17 protein-coding genes, 3 tRNA genes and 1 pseudogene are annotated in these 17,812 nt (G+C 51.5%); 14 read left to right on the top strand and 7 right to left on the bottom strand.

The window, feature by feature from the left end; translation table 11 throughout:
• Positions 1–86: 86 nt before the first annotated feature.
• On the bottom strand, positions 87–1,286 hold the full coding sequence (ccsB, locus tag Q4A85_RS06840; RefSeq protein WP_303108843.1) for a c-type cytochrome biogenesis protein CcsB: 1,200 nt from the start codon (positions 1,284–1,286) through the stop codon (positions 87–89).
• A gap of 213 nt (positions 1,287–1,499) precedes the next feature.
• Entirely contained in the window at positions 1,500–2,639 is a 1,140-nt protein-coding gene (locus tag Q4A85_RS06835; protein WP_303108841.1) for a M14-type cytosolic carboxypeptidase, read from the bottom strand.
• A gap of 193 nt (positions 2,640–2,832) precedes the next feature.
• Between Q4A85_RS06835 and Q4A85_RS06830 the strand changes: the two genes are divergently transcribed.
• The 5 genes from Q4A85_RS06830 to ppk1 all read left to right on the top strand — a co-directional run bounded on the left by Q4A85_RS06830 (position 2,833) and on the right by ppk1 (position 6,225).
• Positions 2,833–2,910 (top strand) — tRNA-Pro (locus tag Q4A85_RS06830).
• 23 nt (positions 2,911–2,933) lie between these two features.
• Positions 2,934–3,007, top strand: a tRNA-Arg gene (locus Q4A85_RS06825).
• Positions 3,008–3,038: 31 nt separating this feature from the next.
• A tRNA-His gene (locus tag Q4A85_RS06820) sits at positions 3,039–3,114 on the top strand.
• Between the two features lie 230 nt (positions 3,115–3,344).
• A complete protein-coding gene (locus Q4A85_RS06815; protein ID WP_303108839.1) occupies positions 3,345–3,971 on the top strand; it encodes an HI_0552 family protein in 627 nt (208 codons plus the stop codon).
• A gap of 202 nt (positions 3,972–4,173) precedes the next feature.
• On the top strand, positions 4,174–6,225 hold the full coding sequence (gene ppk1, locus Q4A85_RS06810) for a polyphosphate kinase 1 (protein WP_303108837.1): 2,052 nt from the start codon (positions 4,174–4,176) through the stop codon (positions 6,223–6,225).
• A 101-nt stretch (positions 6,226–6,326) separates the two neighbouring features.
• On the opposite strand, the gene Q4A85_RS06805 is transcribed toward ppk1, so the two are convergent.
• Entirely contained in the window at positions 6,327–6,785 is a 459-nt protein-coding gene (locus Q4A85_RS06805; protein WP_303108835.1) for a four-helix bundle copper-binding protein, read from the bottom strand.
• Between the two features lie 290 nt (positions 6,786–7,075).
• On the opposite strand from Q4A85_RS06805, the gene Q4A85_RS06800 reads away from it, so the two are divergent.
• The 5 genes and pseudogenes from Q4A85_RS06800 (at position 7,076) to moaA (ending at position 10,794) form a co-directional block, all read left to right on the top strand.
• Positions 7,076–7,624: a nitroreductase family protein gene (locus tag Q4A85_RS06800; RefSeq protein WP_303108833.1), complete on the top strand. Its 549-nt coding sequence runs from the start codon at positions 7,076–7,078 to the stop codon at positions 7,622–7,624.
• A gap of 102 nt (positions 7,625–7,726) precedes the next feature.
• A pseudogene (locus tag Q4A85_RS06795) lies at positions 7,727–8,188 on the top strand (DUF4870 domain-containing protein).
• A gap of 7 nt (positions 8,189–8,195) precedes the next feature.
• Positions 8,196–8,327, top strand: a complete 132-nt coding sequence (locus Q4A85_RS06790) for a hypothetical protein (RefSeq protein ID WP_303108831.1) — start codon at positions 8,196–8,198, stop codon at positions 8,325–8,327.
• A gap of 99 nt (positions 8,328–8,426) precedes the next feature.
• The gene (glp, locus tag Q4A85_RS06785) at positions 8,427–9,650 is read left to right on the top strand and encodes a gephyrin-like molybdotransferase Glp (RefSeq protein WP_303108829.1); all 1,224 of its coding nucleotides are present in this window, start codon (positions 8,427–8,429) and stop codon (positions 9,648–9,650) included.
• Positions 9,651–9,822: 172 nt separating this feature from the next.
• Positions 9,823–10,794 (top strand): GTP 3',8-cyclase MoaA, encoded by a 972-nt coding sequence (gene moaA / locus Q4A85_RS06780; RefSeq protein WP_303108827.1) that lies wholly within the window; start codon positions 9,823–9,825, stop codon positions 10,792–10,794.
• A gap of 4 nt (positions 10,795–10,798) precedes the next feature.
• Here the strand turns inward: moaA and Q4A85_RS06775 are convergent, their stop codons facing one another.
• A complete protein-coding gene (locus Q4A85_RS06775) occupies positions 10,799–10,921 on the bottom strand; it encodes a hypothetical protein (protein WP_303108825.1) in 123 nt (40 codons plus the stop codon).
• 32 nt (positions 10,922–10,953) lie between these two features.
• Complete coding sequence (locus Q4A85_RS06770; protein WP_303108822.1) at positions 10,954–11,097, bottom strand: hypothetical protein; 144 nt, start codon at positions 11,095–11,097, stop codon at positions 10,954–10,956.
• 139 nt (positions 11,098–11,236) lie between these two features.
• Between Q4A85_RS06770 and moaB the strand changes: the two genes are divergently transcribed.
• The 4 genes from moaB (at position 11,237) to moaC (ending at position 15,937) form a co-directional block, all read left to right on the top strand.
• A complete protein-coding gene (gene moaB / locus Q4A85_RS06765; protein ID WP_303108820.1) occupies positions 11,237–11,755 on the top strand; it encodes a molybdenum cofactor biosynthesis protein B in 519 nt (172 codons plus the stop codon).
• A 94-nt stretch (positions 11,756–11,849) separates the two neighbouring features.
• Positions 11,850–14,375, top strand: coding sequence for a hypothetical protein (locus Q4A85_RS06760; RefSeq protein ID WP_303108818.1), 2,526 nt, complete (start codon positions 11,850–11,852; stop codon positions 14,373–14,375).
• A 107-nt stretch (positions 14,376–14,482) separates the two neighbouring features.
• Entirely contained in the window at positions 14,483–15,112 is a 630-nt protein-coding gene (locus Q4A85_RS06755; RefSeq protein WP_303108816.1) for a molybdenum cofactor guanylyltransferase, read from the top strand.
• Between the two features lie 351 nt (positions 15,113–15,463).
• The gene (gene moaC / locus Q4A85_RS06750; protein ID WP_303108814.1) at positions 15,464–15,937 is read left to right on the top strand and encodes a cyclic pyranopterin monophosphate synthase MoaC; all 474 of its coding nucleotides are present in this window, start codon (positions 15,464–15,466) and stop codon (positions 15,935–15,937) included.
• Between the two features lie 362 nt (positions 15,938–16,299).
• On the opposite strand, the gene Q4A85_RS06745 is transcribed toward moaC, so the two are convergent.
• Positions 16,300–16,725, bottom strand: coding sequence for a molybdopterin-binding protein (locus Q4A85_RS06745; RefSeq protein WP_303108812.1), 426 nt, complete (start codon positions 16,723–16,725; stop codon positions 16,300–16,302).
• Between the two features lie 137 nt (positions 16,726–16,862).
• Positions 16,863–17,402, bottom strand: coding sequence for a co-chaperone YbbN (locus tag Q4A85_RS06740; RefSeq protein ID WP_303108810.1), 540 nt, complete (start codon positions 17,400–17,402; stop codon positions 16,863–16,865).
• Between the last annotated feature and the right edge of the window lie 410 nt (positions 17,403–17,812).

Below are 17,812 nucleotides of genomic sequence, written 5' to 3'. Positions count from 1 at the left end.
CGGAATTTGGCGGGATTAGGCGTTTAAATTTTGCAAAATAGGGCAGCCTGAAAGCGGGGGGATGCTTTCAGGCTGCCTTTGTTGCTTCACAACCCACCATACGAATGCAGCCCCGACAAAAACATATTCACGCCCACAAAAGCAAACGCAGTAATAAACAGCCCAATAATCGCCCACCAAGCCAGCACTTTGCCGCGCCAGCCTGCCACCAGCCGCATATGCAGCCAGATGGCATAGTTCAGCCACACGATAAACGCCCATGTTTCTTTGGGGTCCCAGCTCCAATAGCGTCCCCACGCATCGGCTGCCCACAACGCGCCAAGAATGGTGGCGATGGTAAAAAATAGAAAGCCCACGGCGATGGCTTTATACATGGCTTCTTCAATTTGCGCGGCATCGGGCAAAAATTTGCTGCCGCGTAGGGCGATGAGTTCAGCTGCGCCAAAGGCGGCCGCCATGCAAAATGCGCCGTAGCCGATGAAGTTGGCAGGAACGTGGATTTTCATCCACCACGATTGCAGCGCGGGGATAAGCGGCTGGATTTCGTGTGCGCCGCGCGAAAAGCTGTACCACAGCGTGAAGCCCACCAAGCAGCAGAGCAGGGCGTAGATAAACACGCCGAGCTTTTGCATGGCGAATTTGCGCTCGTAATACAGATACATTAAGCCTGTAATCACCATAAACAGGATGAACACTTCGTATAGATTGGAAACGGGGATGTGCCCTGCATCGGGGCGCAGCAAATAGCTTTCGTGCCAGCGTACCAGCAGCCCCACAAAGCCCATAAAGGCGGCTGCCCAAGCCAAATCGCTGGCGATTTTGAGCAGCACATTGCTGCTGATGGGCGTTTCAGGCTGCCTTTTTTGTTGCCGCCATGCGGTGAGCGTGCCGACAAGGTAGGAGGCAAAGGCGAACGCGGTTAGGGCGCATTGCCACATAATTGCGGATTGGCTGCTTAACAAATAGCGCAGGAAAAATTTGCCGCTTTGCTCGTGTCCATTGGCGATGTTGCCGTTATACAGCCCCACGGCAGCGTAGCCCGCCAACACGCCGCCGATGATGAACCAGCGCATCGGTTTGAAAAACCAGCCCAAGCCTGTGGCGATGAGTGCGCTTGCCCACAGGATAACGGTTTCGTAAATATCCATGTGGTGCGGCAGTTTGATTTGAACCAGCGCGGCGATGGCGGCGATGCTGACGGCGAACAGCCAGTCGGTGAGTGTGAGCGTTTTGAATAGGGATTTTTCGCGCAAAAGCTCGTGTTGGGGGATGGGTTGGGTGGTCATGGTTTGTGTGGTTTTAGGGTTAAATGGTGGTAGGCAGCCTGAAAATGGGTTTGATGTAGTTTGGTTGGGCGAAAATCGGTTTATCTGTTTTCAGGCTGCCTATTGGGTTGGGGGAATTTTGTTTTGAGTGTTTGGATTGGCACAGCGGTTAAACCAGCCGCTTAAAGGCAGCCTGAAAGCGCCAAGCAGGATTTCAGGCTGCCTTATCGCGTGTTATACGCTCTCCCGATGCAATTCATTCGCCACCGCCAGCACCGCGCTCAAAATGCTTTCGCCCAAGCGCAGCGAGCGTTGCCCATTCCAGCCAAAATCATCATCGGGCAAATTGTCGTTGTCTTTAAACGGCATTTCCAGCGTGTACGCCAAGCAGCCAAACGTGTTGCCCACATAATTAGTGGCAAGGGTTAAATTGGCATCGCCAAAATGGTCTTTTTCATAGCCATGCACGGTTTGAAAATCGGGAGAGGCAGCCTGAAAAGCCGTTTTAAACAACGTTTCCAGCGCGGCGATGCGGCTGGTGTAGTTCGGCACGCCTTCCGTGCCCGCCACAAAAATATAAGGAATGCTCTCATCGCCGTGGATGTCCAAAAACAAATCCACGCCCGTTTCGTGCATTTTCTCGCGCACAAAAAACACTTCGGGGCTGCGCGCCACGCTGGGGTTTTGCCATTCGCGGTTCAGGTTCGCGCCCGCCGCGTTGGTGCGCAAATTGCCCAACGCCGCGCCATCGGGGTTCATATTGGGCACAATGTAGAACGTGGCTTTGTCTAACAATTTGCGCGCCGTAGGGTCTTGATGGTCAAGCAAGCGCGACAAAAAGCCTTCCATAAACCATTCCGCCATCGTTTCCCCCGGATGCTGCCGCGCAATCACCCAAATCTTCAAATCGCTGTCCACTTGGTTGCCAACGGTGAGCAGATTGATGTCGCGCCCTTGGATGGTGCTGCCCAAATCTTCAATTTGGCACAAGCCGCTGCCTTGCGCTTCGCCCAGCAAGTTCAAATGCTGCTCGCTGGAATAAGGCTCAAAGTAGGCATAATAAATGCTGTTGGCAAGCGGCGTATGGTTGATGATGAGTTCGCCGTTTTCATATTGCGTGGGCACGCGAAACCAGTTTTGGCGGTCGTAAGAAGCAACGGCTTGATAGCCATCCCAGCCTTCGGGATAGGCAGCATCGGCAGCGTTTTCAAAATGCATCACGCAATGCGTGTACGCCGCGCCTTGCAAGCGAAAATAAAACCATTGTTTGAAGTCGGCAGCGGCGTCGGGGCGCAAAGCCAAGCGGATGTGCGATGGGTTGGATAAATCGGTTACGCAGATGCTGCCTGCATCAAAGTTGGCGGAGATTTTCATGGTGTTTACTCGTGGGCAGTAAAAATAGAAACGGGCGCGATTATACGATTATTTGGGCAAAATACGGGGAAATGATGGGCATAAATAAACCGCATTAAAAAATATTTTGAATAAAAACAAGGCAGCTTGGATGAACAGGGCTTTTGTATCTTGACTGAATTTTCGCCCGTCTTTATACTTCGCGTCTTTCAGTCGGGGCGTAGCGCAGCCCGGTTAGCGCATCTGCTTTGGGAGCAGAGGGTCGTGAGTTCGAATCCCACCGCCCCGACCATTATTTAGTCCGATAGTTTTTATGTGCCCGTAGCTCAACTGGATAGAGCACCGACCTTCTAAGTCGGGGGTTACAGGTTCGATTCCTGTCGGGCGCGTTTCGTTTTGCTCATCATTGTTCTCCTAGTGGTGGCTGTAGCTCAGTTGGTAGAGCCCCGGATTGTGATTCCGGTTGTCGTGGGTTCGAGCCCCATCAGCCACCCCATTATCTTGAACCGCATTGTTTGATGCGGTTTTTTTGCATTTGTGATTTTCAGGCTTAAACCTTTGCAAAAACCCTAACAACAGCCTGAAACCTAAAATGGAGCAGCGACGGCTCGTCGCCAACACTTATTAAACATAGCATTACTGATTTTTCAAAATGTCGGCGAGCCGCCGACGCTCCATCGGTTACAGGTTTTGCAAAGTTTTCAGGCTGCCTTTAAAGGATAAGTTATGCTCACATCGCGCCATTGTGATTTGTTTAATCGCCCGTTTTTCCAATTTGCGCAGTTGAAAAAATACGCGCCCGAAACCATCCCACAGCTTAAAGCGGATTACAAAGCGGCGTGGCAGGATTGGCGCAGCGTGATTGAGCAGGTGGCTGAACGGCTGGCGCGGGATAATCCGCGCTTTGCGCCGCCGCATATTGAGCGTTGGTGCAATGGCTGGCAGGTGCGGGCGCATTTTTTTGCGTTTTTTAAATACGCCCAGCACGCCAACGATGCGGCGATTTTGTCTATTTTGCTTAACCGCCGCCGTTTAACCGTGTCGCTGGATTGGCATTGCTACAAGGCTGACCGCTCCACCATTGCGCTGCCGCAATACAATCAATGGCTGGATGGTTTGGATGCGGGCGCGTTTGGCGATTTTGATGTGTGGCATGGCAGCGAGAATGAGTATGCCGACTATGCGCCGCTCAATAGGCAGCCTGAAAATGCTTTGACGCTGCGCGATGCGGATGATTTTTTCTGCATCGGGCGACACGTTGAGCGCGATGATTTGGACGGCGTGGACAGCGTGGCTTGGATTGTGGCGCAGGTGCAGGCGTTGTTGCCGTTGTATGAGCGATGTTTTGAGTAAGCGGTTTTCAGGCTGCCTTTGGGGATTAGGCAGCCTGTGAAACGCAGTTCGGCATCGCTAAAACGCTATTGCGCTTTATGATTAGATGCCCAGCGTTCATCCATCAACCCGTTTTCAGGCTGCCTAATCCCCAAAGGCAGCCTGAAACACAAAAAGCGTTATAATCCAACCCATTATTCACACCCACATCAAGGAATAAACCATGCCGCAATCTGCTCACATTCTTTGCCGCGAACTTTCGCTGCTGGCGTTTAACCGCCGCGTGCTGGCGCAAGCGCAAGACCCGCGCGTGCCGCTGTTGGAGCGGCTGCGTTTTTTGTGCATCGTGTCGTCTAATTTGGATGAATTTTTTGAAGTGCGCATGGCGTATTTGCGTCGCGAGCAACGCACCAACCCCACGCAAGTGTTCCAATCGGGGCAAACGCCCAGCGAAACCATCGCCCGTGTTGCCGAAGAAGCGCATGCGATTATTCAAGAGCAATATCAAATATTTAACCGAGAATTGCTGCCTGCGCTTGCCGAAGAAAATATCGTGTTTTACCGCCGCAAGCAATGGAACAATGAGCAGCGCGAATGGATTGAAGATTATTTCAACCGCGAGCTGCTGCCGATTCTCACGCCGATTGGCTTGGATGCCTCGCATCCGTTTCCGCGCCCGCTGAATAAGTCGTTGAATTTTGTGGTGGAACTGGATGGAAAGGATGCGTTTGGACGCGCTTCGGGCATGGCAATCGTGCAAGCGCCGCGCATTTTGCCCCGCGCAATTCGGCTGCCTGAAAGCATTTGCGATGGCAAGGATGGCTTTGTGTTTTTGTCGTCCATTGTGCATGAATATGTGTACAAGCTGTTTCGCGGCATGACGGTGAAAGGCTGCCATCAGTTTCGCTTAACGCGCGACAGCGATTTGACGGTGGAAGAAGACGATTTGAGCAACCTGCGCACGGCGATTCAAAACGAATTGCGCGACCGCGATTTTGGCGACGGCGTGCGGCTGGAAATTGCCGACCAATGTCCTGATTATATTAGCCAATTTTTGCTGGAACAGTTTAAGCTCACGCGCGATGAGTTGTATCAAGTGGAAGGCCCTGTGAATTTGGTGCGGCTGATTTCTGTGCCTGACATGGTGAACCGCCCCGATTTGAAGTTTGCGCCGTTTACGCCGCAGTATCCACGCGCCTTGCGCAAAGCCACTTCGCTGCTGGACGAAATCGCCAAGGGTGATATTTTGCTGCATCATCCGTATCAATCGTTTGAGCCGATTGTGAAATTTATCCGCGATGCGGCGCACGACCCCGATGTGGTGGCGATTAAAATGACGATTTACCGCACGGGCAGCCATTCGGAGCTGGCGCGCGCTTTGATGGCGGCGGCGTTGGCGGGCAAGCAAGTAACCGTGGTGGTGGAATTGATGGCGCGGTTTGACGAAGCGAACAATGTTTCGTGGGCAACCAAGCTGGAAGACGCGGGCGCGCACGTGGTTTATGGCGTGTTTGGCTACAAGGTGCACGCCAAAATGGCGTTGGTGATTCGCCGCGAGCAAGGCAGCCTGAAAACCTATGCGCATCTGGGCACGGGCAATTATCACCAAGGCACATCGCGCATTTACACCGATTTTGGCTTGCTCACTGCCAACACCGCCATCACGCGCGACATCAACACATTATTTATGGAAATCACGGGTTTGGGGCAGGCGAACAAGTTGAAAAAAATCTACCAAAGCCCGTTTACGCTGCACAAAATGATTATGGACAGTATCGCCCGCGAAACCGAAAACGCGAAAAACGGCAAGCCTGCGCGGATTATCGCCAAGCTCAACTCGCTGATTGAGCCGCAAGTGATTGAAGCGTTGTATGCCGCCAGCGCGGCGGGGGTGCAGATTGATTTGATTGTGCGCGGGATGTGCGCGTTGCGCCCGCAAGTGGCGGGGCTGTCGGAGAACATTCGCGTGCGCTCTATTATTGGGCGGCTGCTGGAACACGCGCGGGTTTATTATTTTTACAACGATGGCGCGGAAAATGTGTTTATTTCTAGCGCGGATTGGATGGGGCGCAACTTTTTTAGCCGCATTGAAACCTGCACGCCGATTGAGCTGCCTGCGCTGAAACAGCGCGTGATAGAAGAAGGCTTGCTGCTGGCGTTGCGCGATAATGTGAAAGCGTGGCAAATGCACGGCGATGGCAGCTACACGCGGATTGTGGCGGATGGGGATGAAGCGGGGATACAGGAGACGCTGTTGGCGCGGTATACGGAGTAGGGGGGCAGGCTGCTTTGGGTACAGATTAGGCAGCCTGAAACCCCATCCCCAACAAAAAACTGTTTGGCATCACACCAAACGGTTTTATTTTTCAGGCTGCCTTATGCCAATTTTTCACATTGCGCGGCGCATTCCAAGCAGGCTTCGTAGCAGGCTTTGCATTCGGCGTGGTGGGTGGCGTGGGGTTTGCACGCTTCGGCGCATTCACGGCAGGCTTTGGCGCACACTTTTGCCAATTCGCGCACCAAAGATGAGCGTTGCGCGGCAAGGTTTTCCATCGCGCCGCACAGCGCGGTCATTTGGTTGGATTTGGCGGCGCAGTCTTTCATGCTGGTGTCGCCTGCGGACAGCAAGCGGATGCAATGGGCGATGCACGCCAAGCCTGCGGCGTGGCAAGCGGCGGCAGATTGTTGTACGGCGGCATAGGGGTTGCTGCTGGCGGCGTGTGCACCGTGGTCGTGGTGATGGGCGTGTTCAGCTTTTTGGGTGTCGGTTTTGGCAGAAGCCACAGCGGTTAAAGCAAGGGCTGCGCCTGCGCTCAATACGGTACGACGGTTCATGGGTTTTCCTTATGTGAAAATATGATTAAATGGCTTGCCAATGCGTTGCAAGCGTTCAAAACCTGTTCAAAATCTCTGCGCGGTGGCTCACGCATCTTGGCTGCGTGGTTATTTCGCAAACCATCAGCATCAGCGTGCAGCGTGCGCGGAAACTTTGCACAAGTTTTGTAATTTTAACAAAATTGGGCGGCGTTCAATAGATTTTATTTTTCAGGCTGCCTATTCCCCGCCCCCGCCATCTCAATCGCGTATAATCGCGCTTCCCATCCACATCATTTGAAAGGAAAAACATGGACACCCTAGACCTGCTTACCACCCGCCGTTCCAACAAAAGCCTGCGCGCGCCTGCGCCCGATGAATTGCAATTAGACAGCATTTTGCAAGCCGCCAGCCAAGTGCCCGACCACGGCAATTTAACCCCTTGGCGGTTTGTGGTTATCCAAAGCGATGAAGGCAAACAGCGTTTTCAGGCTGCCTTACGCGAAACGGCGATTACGCTCAACATGGGCGAAAAAACGCTGGAAAAAGCCGAGAAAGTGGGCAACTTTGCCCCGCTGGTGATTGCCGTGATTGCCAGCCCCAAAGAAGGCAAGCCCGAATGGGAACAGCAGATGAGCGCGGCGTGCGCGGCTTATGCCATCCAGCTCGCTTCGCAAGCGCAAGGCTTTGATAATGTTTGGATAACAGGCTTGTGGGTGAACTCGCCCGTGTTGCAGCGCGAATTTGAATGCCGCGAGCAAGAAAAAATCATCGGCTTGATTATGATTGGCACGGCGGATAAACCCAGCCCTGCCGAGCCGAAAAACACCGATGTAGAAGCGTTTACCACCCATTGGTAACACGATTTAGCTTCGCAACTCCGCTACGCTACGCAGGCTGCTTTGATGTTGTGCGATTAGACAGCCTGAAATTATTTTATATTTTACAAACAAGGAAATATCATGACCGACCCCAATCAACCCAACCCAAACAAGCAGCCTGAAAACCCATCCAACGGTGTGCAAGAAACCTTGCACCAAGCCGAGCAAACCTTGCGCGAAGCCATGCAGTCGCCGCCCTACACAGGCAGCGGCAACATCAGCCAAGACGATAAAAACGTTGCCATGCTGGCGCATTTGCTGTCGGCTTTTTTCGGCTTTTTGCCGCCGCTGGTTTTGTGGCTGCTGAACAAAGACAAGGCGGGCAAAGATTTTGTGAACGACCAAACCAAAGAAGCGTTGAATTTTCAAATTACTGTGGTGCTGGCGGTGTTTGTGTAGTGCGCGTTGATGATAGTGGGGATTGGCTTTTTGCTGTTTGGGCTGGTGTGGGTTGCCAATTTTGTGCTGTGTCTTGTTGCCGCGCTGGCGGCCAGCAAGGGCACGGCGTACCGCTATCCGTTTTCGCTGCGCTTGGTTAAGTGAACACGTTTTGAAATTAAAAGGCAGCCTGAAAACGTATTTGAAATGCTGTTTTAGCTTTGCTGAAACTCGCTTCGCTCGTTTTCAGGCTGCCTTTGGGTTTGCGCAATGGACAACAAAAACGTTTACACAAATGGACTAAAAAAATCCCCCAAAATAACTACCCCGCCCATCCGCCATAACCACTATAATCCCAACACAAATCCTAACAAACCCTTACACATCAAAACGAAAGCCAACCATGTCGCTCACGCCGATTGCCGAACTGCAAACCATCATCCAAAACCACATCGCCCGCCGCCCGCTTGCCCTTGCCAGCGAAAGCGTGCCGCTTGCCCAAGCCGCTGGGCGCGTGTTGGCGCAAGATGTGGTTGCGCCCGTTGCCATTCCCAGCAGCCACGTTTCTGCGATGGATGGCTACGCGCTGCCGCAAGCCGCGAGCGCACACAGCAGCCTGAAAATCGTTGGCGAATCTGCGGCGGGCAAGCCGTTTACAGGCAGCCTGAAAACGGGCGAGTGCATCCGCATTATGACAGGCGCAACCGTGCCCGCTTGCTGCACCACCGTTATCATCCAAGAAAACGTTGCCCGCGATGGCGACCAGATTGTGCTGCAACAAGACGCGCCCGCCGCCGCCAACATCCGCTACGCGGGCGAAGAAATCCAAGCGGGGCAAACGCTGTTTACCGCAGGGCGCATTCTTCGCCACGCCGACATCATGGTGCTTGCCGCACAAGGCATCGCCAGCGTGCTGGTGCAGCGCAAACTGCGCATCGCCGTTTTGTCCACAGGCAACGAGCTTGCCGAAGCGGGCAGCCCCATCGCCGCGCATCAAATTTACGACAGCAATCGCCCCATGCTGCACAGCAAGCTGCGCGATTGCCCCGCCGACATCATTGACTTGGGCAAGCTGCCCGACAACCTAGCCGCCACCGTGCAAATGCTGCACCAAGCCGCCGAGCAAAGCGATGTGGTGATAACATCGGGCGGCGTGTCGGTGGGCGATTATGATTATTTGCGCCAAGCCGTTGCCCAAGTGGGCACGATTCATCACTACAAAGTCGCCATGAAACCGGGCAAACCTTTTGTGTTCGGGCAACTGGGCAGCGCGTGGTATTTTGGTTTACCGGGTAATCCTGTGTCGGGCTTTGTCGGCTTTGATGTGTTTATCCACGCTGCCCTTTGGCAGATTGCGGGCGCGGCGCACGGTCCCCAGCCGTTGCGTTTTCAGGCTGCCTTAACCGCCCCCGTGCGCAAAGCCGCAGGACGCGCCGATATTCAACGCGCCATCATCAGCCAAACCCGCGATGGCGCATGGCAAGCCGCCCCCGCAGGCAAGCAAGATTCCCACCGCATTTTGGGCGTGAGCCAAGCCAATGCTTATATGATATTGCCCCAAGAGTGCGGCGATTTGGCAGCGGGGGCGAGCGTGATGGTGCAGCCGTTTGACGAAGCGTTTTTGTAGTCGCCATTGCTGTTTCAGGCTGCCTGATTGTGCGCGTGGGCAAATAGGCAGCCTGAAAAAACAAATTCAAATAATCATCACGCTTAAACTTGTTTACAACCATAACACCACCCCAAAGGCAGCCTGAAAAACCAAACACAATAAAGGCAGCCTGAAACCCAAGGCACACACCATGACCACCCTAATAGACCCCTACCACCGCCGCCTAAGCTACCTGCGGCTTTCCATCACCGACCTGTGCAACTACCGATGCAGCTACTGCCTGCCCAACGGCTACCAAGGCAAAGCCAAGCCCAACGAGCTCACGTTGTCCGAAATTCAAACCATCGCCGCCGCCTTTGCCCAAAGCGGCACGCGCAAAGTGCGGCTCACAGGCGGCGAACCTACCCTACGCGCCGATTTGCCCGACATCATCGCCGCCATCCACGCCCAGCCGCAAATCCAACACATCGCGCTCACCACCAATGGACACCAGCTAGGCAAAAATTTCCCCGTTTACCGCGACGCAGGATTAAGCAAACTCAACATCAGCCTAGACAGCTTCAACCCCGAAACCTTCCAAAAAATCACCGGCAAAAACCAAAGCCAAACCATCCTGCGCGACATAGAAACCATCCTAAACACAGGTTTCACCAGCATTAAAATCAACACCCTATTGCTGCGCGAACACGCCCAAGAAACCCTACACGACGCGCTGGACTACATCCGCAGCCGCCCCATCGCCCTGCGCTTTATAGAACTGATGCAAACAGGCGACAACCCCACCTACTTCCAACAGCAACACCAAACCGCCGCGCAACTAGAACGCAACCTTATCGCCCAAGGCTGGCAACTGCAACCGCGCCAACCCCACGCCGGCCCCGCCCGCGAATACAGCCACCCCGACTACATCGGCAACATCGGCATCATCGCCCCATACAGCCAAGATTTCTGCACCACCTGCAACCGCCTACGCATCACCGCCCAAGGCAAAATGCACCTCTGCCTATTTGGCAGCGTCGCCCACGACCTGCGCCCCTATTTGCACGACGTAGGCAGCCTGAAAAACCAAATCGCCCAGCTTGTCCAACAAAAGCCCGAACACCATTACTTGCACAACAAAAAAGTCGGGCTGATTACCAACCTGTCCATGACAGGCGGCTGAATCATCATTTTTCAGGCTGCCCCAACCACACAGAACATAAGCCGTTTTCATGGCGTTGCGCCGCCATACCCACGCCCAGCAGCCCAACCGTTCGCGCCTTAAAAACAAGCGCGCGACCCCAAGCCATTTTAGCTCCGCTGAACTTCGTTTCAGGCTGCCTCACACCTGAAGCAGCCTGAAACCTAAAATGGAGCGGCGACGGCTCGTCGCCAAATGGCAAACCGCATAGGTATAAACGATTTCAGGCTGCCTTAATTGCCTGATGCAGCCTGAAAAAAACAAAACCGCTCGATGTTGAGTCAAACGATTTTTCTACTGGATAGATTGAATTTCAGGCTGCTTTCAACTACAAAACACTAACCCTTTCAGGCTGCCCAATCATGTAACCCAAAGCAGCCTGAAATCCCACCTCACCAACCACCAACATCATAAGGAGCTCCCCATGGCCGCCCCCAACTTCCGCCCCCTCAACATCCACATCCTCACCGTAACCGACACCCGCAGCAGCAAAGAAGACGGCAGCGGCGACTACCTCGCCCAAGCCCTGCAACAAAGCGGGCACATTCTCCATTCCCGCGACCTCTGCCGCGACGAAAAATACGACATCCGCGCCCGCATCTCCGTTGCCATCGCCCATCCCAGCATCCAAGTCATCCTGATTACAGGCGGCACAGGCATGTTTGACCGCGACATCACCCCCGATGCCGTCTCCCTGCTGTTTGACAAAACCATAGACGGCTTCGGCGAAATCTTTCGTGCCATTTCGCTGAACGAAATCGGCATGTCCACCATCCAATCGCGCGCCATCGCAGGCATCGCCAACCGCACGCTCATCTTCTGCCTCCCCGGTTCCACCAACGCCTGCCGCACCGCATGGGAACAAATCATCCAACCCCAGCTAGACCCTCGCATCAACGCCTGCGGCTTCACTCGCGTGTTTAATTCTTGGGATAGAGCGTAAACGCGTTTTCAGGCTGCCTTTGGCTATGGTTAAGGCAGCCTGAATTACTACATAAATACACATTTTTTCTTTGAGCAAGATAAAGGGGGTAGTTATGAAATACAAAACTTATGGTGAGAACGTTTTCAATATTGACGAACAGGCATTTCTGACTGCTTGGCAGAGAGATGATCAGTTTAAATTCGTATATGAGAACTGCACGGTTATCTTTATTCATCAACCAAAAATTAAAAATTTGGTGGATACGCATATTGATTTGCTTTTGATTGTGGCAGTAGAAGATGTGCCAAGGCGTTTCGTCAGATTTGATAACGAACATTATTTTAATAACATTATCATGCCGATACGCTTTATTAGGGATTATACCGATCAGCCAGTACGCATCAGCCATAATGGTGGGGATTTAAGTTTGTTGATGGTAGATGACAAAATGGATATTGAAGTCAACGATATTGTTTCCAATTTGACATTTGCAACAAAACAATATCTTGAATCTGTTTGGGATGTAGAAAAGTTGAAAATTTTCCCGTTGGTGTGGGTAATAAGTCCGAATAAACAATCCTATGATTTTCAAAACGGGAAGGTGATTTATGCCCCTGAGTTTGGCTTTTATGAATGGAAAGCCTGTTTGGCATTCGGTATCCGTGAGCATATTACATCGTTTTGGGGATGGAGAAATATAACAGCGAATAGTCATAAAAACCTGTATCCCAAGATGGATGAGCAAATTGAATCACTACTTAAACGGATTGAAAATGATCAGAAAATTGGTGCATTAACCAAGAAAAAACTGGATCAAATTGCTGAAAATAAACATAAAGACGATAAAGAGTATGAAAAATATCTTAGCCAAAAGAATTCGTTGGACGATGGCGAATTTGTATTGGGTGTACAAATTAAGCAGAAAAAATTGGAAAACCGAATTTTGGCATATCCGCAATTGGACAAACATTTGGTGTTGATTAGTGGCAAAGCGGGAAGCGGTAAAACAACGGAACTGATGTTGCTGATGAAAAAAGCGGTTTCGGATAATAAAAGAGTACGGGTGTTTATGTATAACCGTATGTTGAAATATGAATTTGATATAGCGGCGCGAAAATTATGGAAAACGTCTCCCAATCAAATTTTGATCCGCACGATACATCAGCAAATTTATAAAATGACTGCGCATCACACGGCTGGTTTGCGTCTTTGTCAGATCATGGGCATTTCAAGAATCAAACAGTTATGTAGTGACTTGGATAGAAAATTTAACTATATAAACGAGATTGTGGAAAAATATTTTCCAGCCAGTCAAGCGCATATTTTGTCTAAATTAAGCGCGGCGGAACGTGAGATTTATTTGAAATTTTCCAATAGTAAAAATGAACGGGATTGGCATAATGAATGGAAGGGGGAATTGCAAAGACAAAAAGACAAAATTTCGGGATTGGTCGGCAAAGATATTTTTCTGACTGATTATTTCCAAGTTGTGCGTAATTTGATGATGGCAATCAATGAGCCAGATGTTTTATTTGATTATTTGAAAATTGATGAGTTGTCTGATGAAGAATGGCATGAATTGTGGGAAAAACAAGGAGATTATTTGCATGGGAAGTCTAGGCGTGATGCGTTTAAAGAACGTATTAATCGTTCACTAGGTGGATTTCGCAGTGCATTTGATGTGTTGCTGATTGACGAAGGGCAGGATTTTCATGCCTTAGAGCGAGATTGGATACTTCAATTTTTTGGGCGAGAAAATATTGTTGTCAGCACAGGCGGGCAGGAGCAGCTTGTCCGCCTGACCGAGCCTTGCGATTGGACGGTATGTTCGTCTTATCGTTTTAATCAAGAGCAGCAGAAACTGGAAGTAATACAGACACAAAAAAACAGCGTTTTTGAAATTAAAAAACAGAAAAAAAGTTATCGCTTGAAGCCTGAATTGGTTAATTTGTGCAATTTTATTGCAACGCATTATGAAATTGATTTGGGCTTGGAATGTGAAATGCACAATGGCGATATGGGACGCGTGTTTATAGATTACGGGAACGGATCGGGTGGAATGGGAGAACAATTGCGTGCTGTTGTTCAGGCGTGCAAAGGTGAAGGAGAGAGAAATCAATTGTCACCGTATGAAAGCATGATGTTTTTAATGAACTCGGGAAGCGATGTATTGTTTAATAAAATGAAAGTTTCATCAAAAAGGATGCAGATTAACGAACATGACAATGTGGAAGAATATGAGTCAGACAATATCAATCTGAATTGCAGGCTGCCTGAAATGCTATCTATGAATAATGAAGAGTTTTATTGGTATTTTGCAGGCAACCAAGATGAACCGATACACGGGAAGTATCGCGGTCTGTATTATGAGTCTTGCCGAGGTTTGGAAGCGTGGTCGGTTTTCTGTTTGGAAATTGACGCATTCTTTGAAATGAAAAAGCAAGAGGAACAGGCAGCACAATATTTGGCAAATGATCTGTTTTTAGATGAAGAACAGCGCAGAACGCGTTATGCAGCGCATTGGGTATTGCTGGCATTAACACGGGCGATTGATACTTTGTATATCCATGTAAAAGATTCGGCATCTGAGTTGGGGCAGCTGCTCATAGCATATCAGCAAGCACAAAAACAGACTTAACATTAAAACATCTCCACTGGTGTGGAATTCATATTTTTGTATTTTGTTTCCAATTTACTTTTTTATTTTTTTTTTTTAGTTGAGTGGTATAAAACTTCAAAAAAATCATGCTTACTACCAATACATCTCCCCTTCTTATCCTTTGCGGCGGACAAAGCAGCCGCATGGGCAGCTCCAAAGCCCTGCTGCCCTACCGCAACCGCCCCCTAATCGCCCACCAAATCACCAACGCCGCCCCCCATCGCCCCGTGTGGCTCGCCGCCGACCAGCACCGCTACCCCCACACCGCCCCCGCCCAATATCTCCCCGACCAACTCCCCCACAAACAAGGCGCACTCTCCGCCATCGCCCCCGCGCTCGCCCAAGCCCAAGCCCAAGGCCACGCAGGGCTCTACATCCTATCCTGCGACACCCTAATCCCCCCCGAAGCCCTAATCGCCCAACTCAACACCGCCGCCCGCAGCCCCATCTTCGCCCAAGGCATCACCGCCCTGCAAGACGGCGAACAACTGCTCCCCCTGCTCGCCCACTGGTCAACCCAACTCGCAGGCAGCCTGAAAACCACCGTCGCCCAAGGCAACAAGCGCGTGCAACACTACGTCCAATCCCAGCCCCACCAAACCATCCCACTGCCCCACGCATGGCGCACCATCGCCCACTTCAACACCCCACAAGAATACGCCCAAGCCCAACACGCCGCCGAGCAACTCAATATCTACGCCGATGCCAATTCTTAGCCAGAGCACGCGTCTTGCCGCGTACCACGCTGGTGTAGCCCAAACGCCCGCCGATTCAATCACCATCCCCCAGCCCCAACTCTTTTCAGGCTGCCCTTACACGCAAAAATAAAGTGGTATCAAAAAAGTATGCTGGCTTGATGATGGTTGATAGCAAGCAACATTGGTTAAAAATCCTGCTATCTGTTCCTTCTCCCGCTGGCGGGGGAAGGCTAGGATGGGGGTGGTAAACGGATTAAACAGCCACCCTTAACAACAGTACAGCATACTTTTAGCGCACCGCCCAAAAATAAAAAGCAGCCTGAAACGAAGTTCAGCGTAGCTAAAACCCACCACCCAAAAAGGCCCCCCATGCCCCTTACCCACCTAAACGAACACGGACACACCCACATGGTCGATGTCTCCGCCAAGCAAACCACCCAACGTACCGCCATCGCCGAAGCCAGCGTCTTCTTCCCGTCCGAAGTCTATGCCCAAATCCAAGCCGCGCACGGGCAAACCGCCAAAGGCACCATCACCGAAATCGCCCGCATCGCAGGCATCATGGCCGCCAAAAACACCGCCGCCATCATCCCCCTATGCCACCCCATGATGCTAGAACGCTGCCAAATCCACATGGCATACCAAGACCACAACCACAGCCTACACATCCGCGCCGAAGTCGCCGTAACCCACAAAACAGGCGTAGAAATGGAAGCCCTTACCGCCGCCACCGCCGCCGCGCTCACCGTGTACGACATGACCAAAGCCCTAAGCCACAACATCACCATCAGCAACGTGCAACTGGTGCACAAATCAGGCGGCAAAAGCGACTTCAACCGCTAAACCCAAGGCAGCCTGAAAAGTAAAATGGAGCGGCGACGGCTCATCGCCCAATAACTCGTTCAACAAAGCAAACGGTTGCGCCTATACGCCCAATGCCGGCAAGCCGCCAACGTTACACAGCTTTCAGGCTGCCTTTTGCTGGCTAGATTAAGGCAGCCTGAAAAGACAAAAAAGTAGAGTAGGGCGGGCAACTCGCTTGCCCACCAAAATACCCCAACAACAGTAGGCAATAATTTGCGCCATCCCACGCCTAAACGCGGGCGTAATGATTAGGCAGCCTGAAACCACCCCCCAACACCCGCACAACAAAAAGCAGCCTGAAAACGCATTCACACGTTTTCAGGCTGCCTATCCATCTCAAACTACTTTTTCACCGCCAGCACCACCGCCGAAGCCTTAAACAACGCTGTCGCCGTTTGCCCCACTTGCAAATGCAACACATCCGCGCTGTGCAGCGTGATCCCCGCGCTTACCGCCAAGCCATCTGCATCCAATTCCACCACCGCGTTTACCGTGCCACGATGGATGGCGCGAATCGTGCCGCGAAGCTGGTTGCGCGCCGAAAACGCATAGCCATCCGCATCCGTTGCCAGCAGCACGCTGCCCGCTTTCACCAACGCCAGCACGCTTTTGCCCGCCGCCAAATCCAGCCCCGCCACGCTCTCGCAAGTAATCGCCGCCGCAATTTCCTTGCCGCCCGCCAACGCAATGATGATTTCGCTGTTCACCGCGCCATTTTTAATGCTTTTTACCGTGCCTTCAAATTGATTACGCGCACTTGTTTGCATGATGTGTCCTTTGTGTGTGGTTGAAAAAGGGCGCATGGTAACCCAAGCCCAAGGCAGCCTGCAACCGCCTGCCATGTCCAACCCAAAGCAGCCTGAAACCGTATTACACGTTTTCAGGCTGCTCATCATCACAGAGTTTACAGCTTATTCAGCTCCAACCACGCTTCAATATCCTTGGGCGACATTTCCCCCTTGTCTTCCTTATCCAGCTTGTTGATTTGCTTGCCGCCGCTGTATTTCGCCAGCACAGGCGTGCCGAGCAAGCCATATTGCTGTTTAAACGCCGTCCACGCGGGTTTGTCCTGCTGCAAAAAATGCACGTTCACAAAATACAGCTTGCCGCCGAGTTTATGCTCCTTGATGTAACGCTTGAAAATCGGTTCAAACGCGCTGCAATCGCCGCAGCTGGGCCGCCCGATGTAGGCGTAAAACGTATCGCCTTTGGCAACCTTCGCCTTGAAACTGTCCACCGTTAAGCTATCCAGTTGAAAATACATATCGGTGTATTGTTTTTCCAGCTCGCTGGTGCGCTGGGCAGAAAGTTTCACCGCCATCTCTTTTTCCGCCAGCTTGGCGTTAAGCTGTTTGATTTCATCGGCTTGACTACTATTTTGCTGGGCGCAAGCGGCTAAAACCAGCGCAAGACTGGCAGCGAATAAAGCGGATTGGGTTTTCATATTGAACTCCTTTTCGTTGGATGATAAGAACCTGTATTCACTATTTTCATAGGCATCTTTAATGCCCTAGAAACGCGGCTACCGCGTTAAAAATGCGCGCGAGGTGTCCAACCTTGCTGTGCTTTTTGCCTTGTATCCACGCTTTTATGTCATCAAATCTGCCTATGAAAATAGTGAATACAGGTTCTAAGAAAATTATACGCTTTCAGGCTGCCTGAAAATTGTTTTAAGTCAAGTGGTTGGGATTTTAGAGAGAATACAGAGCAAGAAAGATAGGCTGGGCGATTGGGCGGTATATTGTTTTCAGGCTGCCTTTGCGAAACGCCTAACAGCAGCCTGCGTAGCGAAGCTAAAAATAAGAACCTGTATTCACTATTTGCATAGGCATCTTTTATGCCCTAAAAACGCGG

The organism is Kingella sp. (in: b-proteobacteria), assembly GCF_030527935.1.
GTDB lineage: Bacteria > Pseudomonadota > Gammaproteobacteria > Burkholderiales > Neisseriaceae > Kingella_B.
This window is presented reverse-complemented; position numbering and strand designations above follow the sequence as displayed.